The sequence below is a fragment of the Helicobacter pylori FD535 genome, assembly GCF_000296015.2.
In the GTDB taxonomy this organism is placed as follows: Bacteria; Campylobacterota; Campylobacteria; order Campylobacterales; family Helicobacteraceae; genus Helicobacter; species Helicobacter pylori_CT.
This window is the reverse complement of the sequence record NZ_AKHP02000007.1, coordinates 1-12,450: the sequence shown is the minus strand read 5'-3', so window position 1 is coordinate 12,450 and position 12,450 is coordinate 1. Positions and strand designations below refer to the sequence as shown.

General features: G+C 39.8%; 11 protein-coding genes and 1 pseudogene. 8 read left to right on the top strand and 4 right to left on the bottom strand.

Annotation, left to right across the window (positions count from 1 at the left end):
• Positions 1-1,305, bottom strand: a 1,305-nt coding sequence (gene ppsA / locus DV63_RS10665) for a phosphoenolpyruvate synthase (protein ID WP_020982366.1), incomplete at its 3' end; no start/stop codon positions are given.
• 371 nt (positions 1,306-1,676) lie between these two features.
• Here ppsA and thrS point away from each other — a divergent pair.
• The 6 genes from thrS to DV63_RS10625 all read left to right on the top strand — a co-directional run bounded on the left by thrS (position 1,677) and on the right by DV63_RS10625 (position 6,583).
• A complete protein-coding gene (gene thrS / locus DV63_RS10655; RefSeq protein WP_001271835.1) occupies positions 1,677-3,515 on the top strand; it encodes a threonine--tRNA ligase in 1,839 nt (612 codons plus the stop codon).
• On the top strand, positions 3,512-4,123 hold the full coding sequence (gene infC / locus DV63_RS10650; RefSeq protein ID WP_000089219.1) for a translation initiation factor IF-3: 612 nt from the start codon (positions 3,512-3,514) through the stop codon (positions 4,121-4,123). Before thrS ends, infC begins: the two co-directional genes overlap by 4 nt.
• Positions 4,104-4,298 (top strand): 50S ribosomal protein L35, encoded by a 195-nt coding sequence (gene rpmI / locus DV63_RS10645; protein ID WP_001125549.1) that lies wholly within the window; start codon positions 4,104-4,106, stop codon positions 4,296-4,298. Before infC ends, rpmI begins: the two co-directional genes overlap by 20 nt.
• Positions 4,299-4,393: 95 nt before the next feature.
• Positions 4,394-4,744 (top strand): 50S ribosomal protein L20, encoded by a 351-nt coding sequence (gene rplT / locus DV63_RS10640; RefSeq protein ID WP_001264149.1) that lies wholly within the window; start codon positions 4,394-4,396, stop codon positions 4,742-4,744.
• Between the two features lie 199 nt (positions 4,745-4,943).
• Entirely contained in the window at positions 4,944-5,804 is an 861-nt protein-coding gene (locus DV63_RS10635) for an outer membrane protein (RefSeq protein ID WP_000750194.1), read from the top strand.
• 347 nt (positions 5,805-6,151) lie between these two features.
• A complete protein-coding gene (locus DV63_RS10625) occupies positions 6,152-6,583 on the top strand; it encodes a DUF1104 domain-containing protein (protein ID WP_000731990.1) in 432 nt (143 codons plus the stop codon).
• 286 nt (positions 6,584-6,869) lie between these two features.
• Here the strand turns inward: DV63_RS10625 and DV63_RS18445 are convergent.
• Positions 6,870-7,061, bottom strand: a pseudogene (locus tag DV63_RS18445) (hypothetical protein).
• Between DV63_RS18445 and DV63_RS10620 the strand changes: the two are divergent.
• Complete coding sequence (locus tag DV63_RS10620; RefSeq protein WP_000821550.1) at positions 6,985-7,845, top strand: hypothetical protein; 861 nt, start codon at positions 6,985-6,987, stop codon at positions 7,843-7,845. The pseudogene DV63_RS18445 and the gene DV63_RS10620 sit on opposite strands and share 77 nt — an antisense overlap.
• A 595-nt stretch (positions 7,846-8,440) precedes the next feature.
• On the opposite strand, the gene DV63_RS10610 is transcribed toward DV63_RS10620, so the two are convergent.
• Both DV63_RS10610 and DV63_RS10605 read right to left on the bottom strand, forming a co-directional pair.
• Entirely contained in the window at positions 8,441-9,808 is a 1,368-nt protein-coding gene (locus DV63_RS10610) for an L-serine ammonia-lyase (protein ID WP_000135981.1), read from the bottom strand.
• Positions 9,808-11,049 carry a serine/threonine transporter gene (locus DV63_RS10605; protein ID WP_000046411.1) on the bottom strand — a complete coding sequence of 414 codons (1,242 nt, stop codon included), beginning with the start codon at positions 11,047-11,049 and terminating at the stop codon, positions 9,808-9,810. Before DV63_RS10605 ends, DV63_RS10610 begins: the two co-directional genes overlap by 1 nt.
• A gap of 181 nt (positions 11,050-11,230) precedes the next feature.
• Here DV63_RS10605 and DV63_RS10600 point away from each other — a divergent pair.
• The coding region (locus tag DV63_RS10600; protein WP_000072754.1) for a 3-deoxy-7-phosphoheptulonate synthase class II at positions 11,231-12,450 on the top strand (1,220 nt) is incomplete at its 3' end.

The following is a 12,450-nucleotide window of genomic DNA, read 5'->3' as shown; positions in this document are numbered from 1 at the left end:
AGCCACAATAGCCGCATGGCAAGTGCGCCCCCCACGATTAGTGATAACCGCGCTCGCTTTTTTCATGCAAGGCTCCCAGTCTGGGTCGGTGTTATCCGTAACTAAAATTTCACCCTCTTTAAAAGAATTCATGTGCTCCAAATCATTGATGATGCGCACTTTCCCTGAGCCAATTTTACTCCCAATCGCTCTGCCTTGTAAAATAATTTCTTTTTTTTCGTTAGGGTTTTTGAATTTGAATTTTTCAAAGACTTGACTTTCTTCTTTGGTTTTTTGGCTTTGAACGGTTTCTGGGCGCGCTTGAACGATAAAGATTTCCCCGCTCTCGCCATCTTTAGCCCATTCTATATCCATGGGGCGGTATTGTTTGGCTTCTTTAGAGTAATGTTTTTCAATTTCAATGGCGTATTTGGCTAAAATCAGCACGTCCTCATCGCTCAATGAAAAGGACTGCCATTCTTTTTTGGTGGTTTTAATGTTTTTGGTGGGGTGTTCGCTACCCCTTGGGGCATAGACCATTTTTTGCGTTTTATTGCCGAGTTGGCGTTTGATAATGGGGCGTTTGTTTTGCTCTAAAGTGGGCTTAAACACATAAAATTCATCAGGGTTTATCGTGCCGCCCACCACATTTTCGCCTAACCCCCACGCTGAAGTGATAAACACCGCGTCTTTAAAACCGGTTTCGGTGTCAATAGAAAACATCACGCCCGCACTGCCTTTATCCGCTCGCACCATTTTTTGCACCCCCACACTCAGCGCGACTTTTAAATGATCAAACCCACGACTCGCTCTATAGCTAATCGCTCTATCGGTAAAGAGCGACGCTAAACAGGATTTGATATAGTGGATCAATTCTGTTTTACCCTTAATGTTTAAATAAGTGTCTTGCTGCCCAGCAAAAGAAGCGTCCGGCAAATCTTCTGCGGTAGCGGAGCTCCTTACAGCCACATCGGCTTCTTTCATGTGGTATTGCTGGCTTAAAATTTCATAAGCTTGAAAAATCTCATCTCTTAAATCGCTAGGAAAAGGCGTGCCAAAAATAAGCTCTCTGATTTGTTTGGAGCGGATTTTTAGCACATCAATTTCGGTGGCATCAACATTTTCTAAAAGCTCTATGATTTTTTGTTTAGCCCCCCCTTGCTCTAAAAGATACCAATACGCTTCGCTTGTGATCGCAAAGCCATCAGGCACTTTAATGCCAATAGGCACTAATTCTTGAAACATTTCACCAATGCTAGCGTTCTTGCCCCCAACCAGATTCACATTCTTATTGTTCAACTCTTTGAAAAACTTGATATATCGCACAAAACTCCCTTAAAATGATCATTAAGTCTCTTAAAACAAAAATATAATAATGATAGCATGATAGAGCTTTAGTTTTAGCTAGTTTGTATTCTAAGCTTTGTTAATAAGAGAGTGTATTCAAGGGGTGTATTCTTTTTGGTTTATGATTTTATTGTATAATGGGCGGTTAGTTAGGTATTTTTGAATAGAAAGGGTGGTTTTGTATAGGCGGTTATTGTTGAATTTGTTTTGTATGGTATTTTTACAAGCGTGTTTAAAGCCTATGAGCGACCCTAAAGCTGAGAAAGTGGATTCGCAAGTGCAATGCGGGTTTGGCTCAAAAGATTGTTAAATTTTAAGGTTTATAAGAAAGGAAACATAAGTTTTAAAGAATGAGTGCGGAACTGATTGCTGTTTATAAAGACGAGCAAATAATAGATTTAGAGAGCGCGAAAGTCTTAGGGCTGAGCGATGGGATTAAAGCGTTAAAAGGGACAGAGCCGGTGTATTTTGATGATTCGCCTTTGGCTTTAGAAGTGATCAGGCATTCATGCGCGCATTTGCTCGCGCAAAGCTTGAAAGCCCTTTATCCGGACGCGAAATTTTTTGTAGGCCCTGTGGTAGAAGAGGGGTTTTATTACGATTTTAAAACCGCTTCAAAAATCAGCGAAGAGGATTTGCCTAAAATTGAAGCGAAAATGAAAGAATTTGCGAAGTCAAAGCTCGCTATCACTAAAGAGGTTTTAACCAGAGAGCAAGCTTTGGAGCGTTTTAAGGGCGATGAATTAAAGCATGCAGTGATGAGTAAAATCAGTGGCGATAAATTTGGCGTGTATCAACAAGGCGAGTTTGAAGATTTGTGTAAGGGGCCGCACCTTCCAAACACTCGTTTTTTAAACCATTTCAAGCTCACTAAACTGGCTGGGGCTTATTTGGGTGGCGATGAAAACAATGAAATGCTCATTAGAATCTATGGCATCGCTTTTGCCACCAAAGAGGGCTTAAAAGACTATCTTTTCCAAATAGAAGAAGCGAAAAAACGAGATCACAGAAAGCTAGGCGTGGAGCTAGGGCTTTTCAGTTTTGATGATGAGATAGGGGCGGGCTTACCCTTATGGCTGCCTAAAGGGGCAAGACTCAGAAAACGCATTGAAGATTTATTGAGTAAAGCGTTACTTTTAAGAGGCTATGAGCCGGTTAAAGGTCCTGAGATTTTAAAGAGCGATGTGTGGAAAATCAGCGGGCATTATGACAACTATAAAGAAAACATGTATTTCACCACGATTGATGAGCAAGAATACGGCATAAAGCCTATGAATTGCGTGGGGCATATTAAAGTCTATCAAAGCGCTTTGCACAGCTACAGGGATTTGCCCTTAAGGTTTTATGAATACGGCGTGGTGCATCGGCATGAAAAAAGTGGCGTGTTGCATGGGCTTTTAAGGGTTAGGGAATTTACCCAAGACGATGCACACATTTTTTGTTCTTTTGAACAGATCCAAAGCGAAGTGAGCGCGATTTTAGATTTTACGCATAAAATCATGCAAGCGTTTGATTTTAGCTATGAAATGGAATTATCCACAAGACCGGCTAAATCCATAGGCGGTGATAAAGTTTGGGAAAAGGCCACTAACGCTTTAAAAGAAGCCCTAAAAGAGCACCGCATTGATTATAAGATTGATGAAGGGGGAGGGGCTTTCTATGGGCCTAAGATTGACATTAAAATCACTGACGCTTTAAAGCGTAAATGGCAGTGCGGCACGATTCAAGTGGATATGAATTTGCCTGAACGCTTCAAGCTCGCTTTCACTAATGAATATAATCATGCTGAACAGCCGGTGATGATCCACAGAGCGATTTTAGGCTCGTTTGAAAGGTTTATTGCGATTTTGAGCGAACATTTTGGGGGGAATTTCCCTTTCTTTGTCGCACCCACTCAAATCGCTCTCATTCCCATTAATGAAGAGCATCATGTTTTTGCTTTGAAATTAAAAGAGGAATTAAAAAAACGCGATATTTTTGTAGAAGTGCTGGATAAAAACGACAGCTTGAATAAAAAAGTGCGATTAGCCGAAAAGCAAAAAATCCCTATGATTTTGGTGTTAGGGAATGAAGAAGTGGAGAGCGAAATTTTATCCATTAGAGACAGAGAAAAACAAGCTCAATATAAAATGCCCTTAAAGGAGTTTTTAAACATGGTTGAATCTAAGATGCAAGAGGTTAGTTTTTGAGCAGGAACGAAGTGTTGTTAAACGGAGACATTAATTTTAAAGAAGTGCGTTGCGTGGGCGATAATGGCGAAGTGTATGGGATCATTTCTTCCAAAGAAGCGCTCAATATCGCTCAAAATTTAGGTTTGGATTTGGTTTTGATTTCAGCGAGCGCGAAACCTCCCGTGTGTAAGGTGATGGATTATAATAAATTCCGCTACCAAAATGAAAAGAAAATCAAGGAAGCCAAGAAAAAGCAAAAGCAAATTGAAATCAAAGAGATCAAGCTTTCCACTCAAATCGCACAAAACGATATTAACTACAAAGTCAAGCATGCGAGAGAATTTATTGAATCCAATAAGCATGTCAAATTCAAAGTGGTTTTAAAGGGTAGGGAGAGTCAAAACTCAAAAGCCGGGCTTGATGTGCTTTTTAGAGTCCAAACGATGATGCAAGATTTAGCTAACCCTGAAAAAGAGCCAAAAACCGAGGGGCGTTTTGTTTCGTGGATGTTTGTGCCTAAGGCTAAAGAAGCCCCCAAAAACGAAAAGAAAACCAAAGAAAATAACCCGCCTTTTAATCGTATTAACCTTATGAAAGGAGAAAATCATGCCAAAAATGAAGACTAATCGCGGCACGTCTAAGCGTTTCAAAGTTAAAAAAAACTTGATTAAGCGTGGCAGTGCTTTTAAAAGCCATATTTTGACTAAAAAAAGCCCTAAGCGCAAAGCCAATCTAAACGCGCCAAAACATGTGCATCACACTAACGCGCATTCTGTCATGTCGTTGCTTTGCAGGGCTTAAGAATGCTGATTAGAAAGTGGAGTTAATCCCCTTGTTTAAGGGAAAGTCGTTTTAAAAAACGCACCTAAAAATATTTTAAAAAGAAAGGTAAAGAAATGAGAGTTAAAACAGGTGTTGTGCGCAGAAGGCGCCATAAAAAAGTCTTAAAACTCGCTAGAGGGTTTTATAGTGGCAGAAGAAAGCATTTTAGAAAGGCTAAAGAACAGCTTGAAAGAAGCATGTATTACGCCTTTAGGGATCGCAAACAAAAGAAAAGAGATTTCAGGAGTTTGTGGGTGGTAAGGATCAATGCGGCTTGCAGAATGCACGATACAAGTTATTCGCGCTTCATGCATGCCTTAAAAGTGGCTGGCGTGGAGTTAGACCGCAAGGTTTTAGCAGACATGGCGATGAATGACATGCAAGCTTTTACAAGCGTGTTAGAGAGCGTGAAAGAGCATCTTTGATCTCTGTTGGCTGTTAGGCTTTAGTTTTAGCCTAAAAAAGGTGAGAGGATTTAGGACTTTTTACTAAAAAGTTCCTAAAATTGATTTTTGTTTCAATTTATTCTCATTCAATCGCTATTTTTAATCAAAAAGAAAGCAATTTTATAGTAGAATGTGGCATTAAGAACTCAAGTAGAGAAAATGTAGAAGGAAGGAATACATGAAGAAATCTGTTATAGTAGGTGCTATCTCTCTAGCAATGACAAGCTTATTGTCAGCAGAGACTCCTAAGCAAGAAAAAGCTATTAAGACTAGCCCTACAAAAAAAGGTGAAAGAAATGCTGCTTTTATAGGGATTGATTACCAGTTGGGTATGCTCAGCACTACCGCTCAAAATTGTTCCCATGGGAATTGTAATGGTAATCAGAGTGGGGCTTATGGCTCTAACACGCCTAACATGCCTACAGCGTCAAACCCAACAGGAGGCCTTACCCATGGCGCTCTAGGGACTCGTGGGTATAAAGGCTTAAGCAACCAACAATACGCTATCAATGGTTTTGGTTTTGTTGTAGGGTATAAGCATTTTTTTAAGAAATCCCCGCAATTTGGAATGCGTTATTACGGATTCTTTGATTTTGCAAGCTCTTATTATAAGTATTACACTTATAATGATTACGGCATGAGAGACGCTCGCAAGGGTTCTCAAAGTTTCATGTTTGGCTATGGGGCTGGCACAGATGTGTTGTTTAACCCGGCGATTTTCAATCGTGAGAACTTGCATTTTGGGTTTTTCGTTGGCGTTGCGATTGGTGGCACCTCTTGGGGTCCAACAAACTATTATTTTAAGGACTTAGCGAATGAATACCAAGGGAGTTTCCACCCATCGAATTTCCAGGTCTTAGTGAATGGTGGGATCCGCCTAGGCACTAAACACCAAGGTTTTGAAATTGGCTTGAAAATCCAAACCATTCGCAACAATTACTATACCGCTAGCGCGGATAATGTGCCTGAAGGGACTACTTATAGATTCACCTTTCACCGCCCCTATGCCTTTTATTGGCGTTACATTGTGAGCTTTTAAGGTGTTTTAGGGCTAATCTTGTGGGGGCATAGAAAAGGGCTTTTGCTCTTTGTGGTCTTTTATGAGTTTCTTGTATCAAAGGCTTTAAAAAATCAATACGGCACAAAAATTAAAGCACAATCCTTACAATCAATTGAACTTACCAACAACAGCACACAAACAAATCTTTGAAAAATCAAAAATGAATTGATTATTTTTGAAAATAATGATAGGGGATATAGGTTAGCTGTTTTAATGGAGAGCTGATCATAAAATCTAAAAATCAATTGGCTGTTAAAGCGCTATAAGTTATCTTTAATCAATCAAATGATAGAATTTATTCTTTATTTTTGAATTGGGAGCATTTGATGAAAAAATTAGCGGTTTCTTTATTATTTACAGGGACTTTTTTGGGGCTTTTTTTGAATGCGAGCGATTTTAAGAGCATGGATGACAAGCAACTATTAGAGCAAGCAGGGAAAGTTGCTCCTAGTGAAGTTCCAGAGTTTCGCGCAGAAATCAATAAGCGATTAGCAGTGATGAAAGAAGAAGAGCGTAAAAAATATAAAGCGGATTTTAAGAAAGCGATGGATAAAAATTTAGCTTCTTTAAGCCAAGAAGATCGCAACAAGCGTAAAAAAGAAATTCTTGAAGTGATTGCTAACAAAAAGAAAACAATGACCATGAAAGAATATCGTGAAGAGGGGTTAGATTTGCACGATTGCGCATGTGAAGGCCCTTTTCACGATCATGAAAAAAAGGGAAAAAAAGGGAAAAAACCAAGCCATCATGAGCATTAACGCTTAAGGTGTGCTAACTTTTTTTGATTTTTGTAAAACCACGCCGTAAGTCCCTAGCTTTTGGTTAGGGGGATATAAGGCGTTTTTTTGTTATAATCTATCATAGCGTTTGGGCACTTAAAATAGAGGCTATTTGCCTGGTGGGTGGGCTTTGCTACTCTTAAAATCCTTTAGCTGTGAAGGGCATGCCAATTTTTTAGAGTTAAAGTTTTTGGAGTGTTTGTATTTTTTGGATATTTATAGTATCATACCCAATAGTAAAGACCCTTTGAAAGTTTTAAGACGGCTAAAACAGCTTGAGTTCTAGGTGGTTTTTTATCAATAGAAGAAGATTTCAAAAGAGAGCTTATGAAGAACAGTATCTATTTTTGTTGCGGTTATATATTTATTAGGAGTTTGGTGTGAAACGGATTTTATTTTTTTTAGTAGCTACGACTTTTTTGTTGAGAGCAGAAACGGATTCTGCCACTATTAACACTACGATTGATCCCAATGTTATGTTTTCTGAAAGCTCCACAGGGAATGTGAAAAAAGACCGCAAGAGGGTTTTAAAGAGCATGGTTAATTTGGAAAAAGAGCGCGTGAAGAATTTTAACCAGTATTCTGAAACCAAGATGAGTAAGGGCGACTTATCCGCTTTTGGAGCTTTCTTTAAGGGGAGTTTGGAAAGTTGTGTGGATCAAAAGATTTGTTATTATGAGCATAGAAATGGCAAGGTTTCTTTTGTGGTGAATGACAGGGAGAAGTTTTATAAACATGTGCTTAAAGACTTAGGGACAGAGCTTTCACTCCCTTTGTTTAACTGGCTTTACAAAGGCTCGGATTTTGGGGCTTTGCATGAGCAGTTTGGGGATATGTATGATGGGTATATCAAATATTTGATCAGCATGGTTAGGATAAGCCAAAAAGAAAAGACTAAAAAACTGGATGCAGTCACTCTTAAAAAAATGGAAGATCAAGCTGAGAAAGACACTAAGGCAGCGTTTCAAAAGAGAGGTAGTGGGGAGATTCAAAACCATACTGATAGCCCTGAATTTATAAGCTCTTCTAAAAGAACACAGAACGCTTCTAATCCGGATCTAGATCCTACGACTAACGCTAACACGCTCAAAGAAACAGCTTCAAAAGAGCTAGAGGTTTCTTCAAAAAAAGAGAAAAAACCTAAGAAAAAACGCCGCCTTTCAAAGCAAGAAAAGCAGCAACAAGCCTTGCAACAAGAGTTTGAAAGGCAAATTAGCGATTCTAGTAAGTCTGAAAAATAGTTTTAGCTTACCTTTTAGTAGGGGGCTTTAAATGAGTCTCTCAAACACTCCTTTTTAGGCTTTTAGCTCCCTATCACTCCGTCCTGTGTTAGGACTATCTCTTTTAAAAGCCACCGCTTTTTTAAAACCTTTAGATTTTAAGCTTTTTAGTTTTTTTGCGGTAAGCTTAAGATTTTGTTACGCAAAAATCTTTGAAATACAGCGGTTGATAGAGTTAAACATAACCCCCCTTAAGACATTCCAACGCATTTTATAAAGCCTATAAAAATTTTAATGGAGTATTGGTAATCAAATTGATGCCTTTGAGCGTTTTTTACAATCAAAATAAAAGAGCTAGCCAAGCGATAGTTTCTCATGACGCGCTTTTTAGTGGTTAGGGGGAGTTTTGGGGGTTGTAGGGGAATTATTTCAAAAGGCCTCCTATCCCCTTATAAGCTTGAATAAACTTTTCACTATAAAACAAAATCCAAAACGATGGAACAACGCTTTAAAACCCTATTGTTTAAAATGATATTAAAGCTGGAAAAAGCTTGTTTGCGTTGGTTAAAAATAAAGCCTTTTAGGAAACAAAACCCCTAAAGATTAGGTTTATCCCTTAGCATTCTAAAGTCTTAGCTAACCCCCCTAACGAAGTCTCTTTGTATTTTTCATTCATGTCTTTTCCGGTCGCATACATCGTAGCGATCACTTCATCTAAGCTCACTTTAGGCTTGTATTCATCTTCTAAAGCCAGTTTAGAAGCGCTAATCGCTTTGATTGCTCCTAAAACATTGCGTTCAATACAAGGGATTTGCACCAAGCCCCCCACCGGATCGCATGTCAATCCTAGATGGTGTTCCATAGCGATTTCACTAGCGATTAAAACCTGTTGCGTGGTCGCTTGGCACAAATGAGCTAACCCCCCCGCAGCCATAGAGCTTGCCACGCCAATTTCAGCCTGACACCCCGCTTCTGCGCCGCTCAAGGAAGCGTTTTTTTTGTAAAGATAGCCAATCGCCGCGCTGGTGAGTAAAAAATCATTGATGGCCTTTTGCGATAAATTTTCAAACAAATGGTTTTTAGCGTATAAAAGCACGCTTGGCACCACCGCACACGCTCCATTAGTGGGGGCGGTTACCACCTTTCCTCCGCTAGCGTTTTCTTCAGCAATGGCACGAGCGTAAAGCGAAATGTAATCAATCAACGCTAAGGGGTCTTTCCCACTTGTGGGGTGTTTTTCTAGGCGTGCCTTGATGCTTGGGGCTAATCGTGTTACTCTCAAAGAACCGGGCAGATACTTTTCTTTAGAATTAGCCCCATTATCATAACACTCAAGCATCGCATGATAAATTTTAGCCATCATTGCATCAGGGCGGTTTTTCAGGGCGTCTTCTCTCAAACGCACGATTTCAGCGATGTTTTTTTGGTGTTTTTGGCATAATTCTAGCAATTCCTTAGCGCTTGAAAAATCATAGGCAATACTTCCATTCCCGCTCTCTTCAGACAAGTTGTCTAATTCTTTTTCAGTATAGACAAACCCTCCACCGACAGAATAGTAAGTCTCTTCTTTTAAAACCTCATTTTTAGAGTTGAAAGCTTTTAGAATGAGAGCGTTTTGGTGTCTGGCTAAAGGTTTATTGTCAAAAATCAAATCTTTAGAATAATCAAAATGAATGCGATGCTGGTTAGCGAGTTTTAAAACTTTGTTTTCAAGCGCTTCATGCAATAAGGCTTTTTTGGTTGTTACCTCTAATTCGTTAGCGTAAATACCATGCAAGCCAATTAAAACCGCCTCATCGCTCAAATGCCCTTTACCGGTTAAAGCTAATGAGCCATGCAAGGTGATTTGAACGCGCACAACCTGCTCTAAAACGCCTTTTAACGACTCGCAAAATCTCGCTCCCGCTTCCATAGGCCCTATAGTGTGTGAAGAGCTAGGCCCCACGCCGATTTTAAAAATGGATAAAATAGAAAAACTAGCCATTAAAATAGTCCTAAAAACACGCTCAAAGCCGTCAAGCTCCCAAAGACAAACACAAAAATATCCACTTTGAAATTTCTAAAACGCTTCAAACTAGAAACGCTATAAAAAGCTATCATAGGCATCACAAACAGAATGAGTGCGATAATGGGGCCGCCTAAATTTTCAATAAAATCCAAGATATTAGGGTTAATATAAGCCACAAGCGTGATAGTCAGCCATAAAAAAATCGTTACGCTAATACTCAAGGTTTTAGAAGCTTTTTTCAACTTTAAACTTTGAATGATAATGCCTTCTAAACCTTCCTTAGCCCCATAATAATGCCCAAAAAAAGATGAAAAAATCGCTAAAAAAGCCACCACAGGCCCCGCATAGTTGATTAAGGGGTTATTTAAGGTGTTAGCAAAATAGCTTAAAATGGGGATATTTTGTTCCCTTGCTTTCATAAAATCATCAGCATTCAAGCACATGACACACGAAAACACAAAAAACATCACAAACCCTAAAAGCATCAGCGATGTCCCTAATTCAATTTGATTGAGTTTATACTCTTTGAAAGCGCCGTATTCTTTTTCCACATTTTGAGTGAAGGTTGAAATAATGGGGCTATGGTTGAACGAAAACACAAGCACCGGTAAAGTTAGCCAAATCGCTAACACAAATTCTTTGAAACTCGGCACCACAAAAAGATTAGCGCCTTGCCAATAAGGGATAAGATACAAAGAAAAAAGCAATAAAATCAAGCACAAAGGATACACTAAAGCGTTACAAATGCGTGTAACAATCGTAGCGTTAAAAACCATCACCAACATCATTAAAGAGACTAGCACTACAGCCAGTAAGCCCCGATGAAAAGGCGCTAAATGCAACTGGTTAGTGAAAAAATGATCAAACACATTAGTGATACCCACCCCATAAGCCAAACAAATAGGATAAATCGCCAAGAAATAAAGCAAAGTGATAAGAAAACCCCATTGAGTGCCAAAATGAGAGCGAACGACCATGGTGATGTCTTCTTTATCTTTAGATCCTATGAAATAAGCTAAAGCTCTATGCCCCAGATAAGTTAAAGGGAAGATGATCGCGCTCATCACCACAATAGCCCATATCCCATGCCCACCGGCTCTAATAGGCAAAAATAAAATCCCAGCCCCCACCGCCGTGCCAAATAAAGACGCTATCCAACGCAAATCAAACAAATTGAGTTTTTTAGGATCTCTTGGAACTGCTTTTTCTTGTGCCATGCTATTAAAACCACCCTTTTATCGTGTTAAAGAGCTTTCATTGTAGCATAAAGCTTTTTATGATTGGGGTTTTTTGAGATTAAGGGGTGGTTTTTAGCGCGCATTTATTCCCTAAAATCCACGATTTAACCCGCACAAGCTATAATAACGCTTAAAAAAAGATTAATAAAGGATTATAGAAATGTCAAACACAACCTGGTCGCCCACTTCATGGCATTCTTTTAAGATAGAGCAACACCCCACTTACAAAGATAAGCAAGAATTAGAAAGGGTCAAAAAAGAATTGCACTCCTACCCTCCCTTAGTGTTTGCTGGCGAAGCGAGGAACTTGCAAGAGCGTTTGGCCCAAGTCATTGACAATAAGGCGTTTTTGTTGCAAGGAGGCGATTGCGCGGAGTCGTTTTCTCAATTTAGCGCTAACAGGATTAAAGACATGTTTAAAGTGGTGATGCAAATGGCGATTGTCTTAACTTTTGCTGGCTCTATACCGATCGTGAAAGTGGGGCGCATTGCTGGGCAATTTGCTAAGCCTCGCTCTAATGCGACTGAAATACTGGATAATGAAGAAGTGCTAAGCTATAGGGGGGATATTATCAATGGGATTTCCAAAAAAGAAAGAGAGCCAAAGCCTGAAAGAATGCTTAAAGCCTACCATCAAAGCGTAGCGACTTTAAACCTTATCAGAGCCTTTGCTCAAGGCGGGTTAGCGAATTTAGAGCAAGTGCATCGTTTCAATTTGGATTTTGTCAAAAACAACGATTTTGGGCAAAAATACCAGCAAATCGCTGACCGAATCACGCAAGCTTTAGGGTTTATGCAAGCATGCGGGGTGGAGATAGAAAAAACGCCCATTCTTAGGGAAGTGGAATTTTACACCAGCCACGAAGCGTTACTGCTCCATTATGAAGAGCCTTTGGTGCGTAAGGATAGTTTGACTAACCAGTTTTATGATTGCTCCGCGCACATGCTGTGGATTGGCGAAAGGACAAGAGATCCTAAGGGCGCGCATGTGGAGTTTTTAAGGGGGGTTTGTAACCCTATTGGCGTGAAAATCGGGCCTAACGCGAGCGCGGGCGAAGTGTTAGAATTGTGCGATGTTTTAAACCCGCACAACATTAAGGGGCGTTTGAATTTGATCGTGCGCATGGGTTCTAAGACGATTAAAGAGCGTTTGCCTAAACTTTTACAAGGGGTGTTGAAAGAAAAACGCCATATTTTATGGAGCATTGATCCCATGCATGGCAACACGGTTAAAACCAGTTTGGGGGTTAAAACAAGGGCTTTTGATAGCGTGTTAGATGAAGTGAAAAGCTTTTTTGAAATCCATAGGGCTGAAGGGAGTCTGGCTTCAGGGGTTCATTTGGAAATGACAGGTGAGAATGTTACAGAATGTATCGGTGG

Coding starts and splice junctions, on each gene's coding strand:
- DV63_RS10635 (WP_000750194.1), top strand. CDS start 4,944: ATGAAGAAATCTGTTATAGTAGGTGCTATCTCTCTAGCAATGACAAGC.
- rpmI (WP_001125549.1), top strand. CDS start 4,104: ATGCCAAAAATGAAGACTAATCGCGGCACGTCTAAGCGTTTCAAAGTT.
- DV63_RS10610 (WP_000135981.1), bottom strand. CDS start 9,808: ATGGCTAGTTTTTCTATTTTATCCATTTTTAAAATCGGCGTGGGGCCT.
- thrS (WP_001271835.1), top strand. CDS start 1,677: ATGAGTGCGGAACTGATTGCTGTTTATAAAGACGAGCAAATAATAGAT.
- rplT (WP_001264149.1), top strand. CDS start 4,394: ATGAGAGTTAAAACAGGTGTTGTGCGCAGAAGGCGCCATAAAAAAGTC.
- DV63_RS10605 (WP_000046411.1), bottom strand. CDS start 11,049: ATGGCACAAGAAAAAGCAGTTCCAAGAGATCCTAAAAAACTCAATTTG.
- DV63_RS10625 (WP_000731990.1), top strand. CDS start 6,152: ATGAAAAAATTAGCGGTTTCTTTATTATTTACAGGGACTTTTTTGGGG.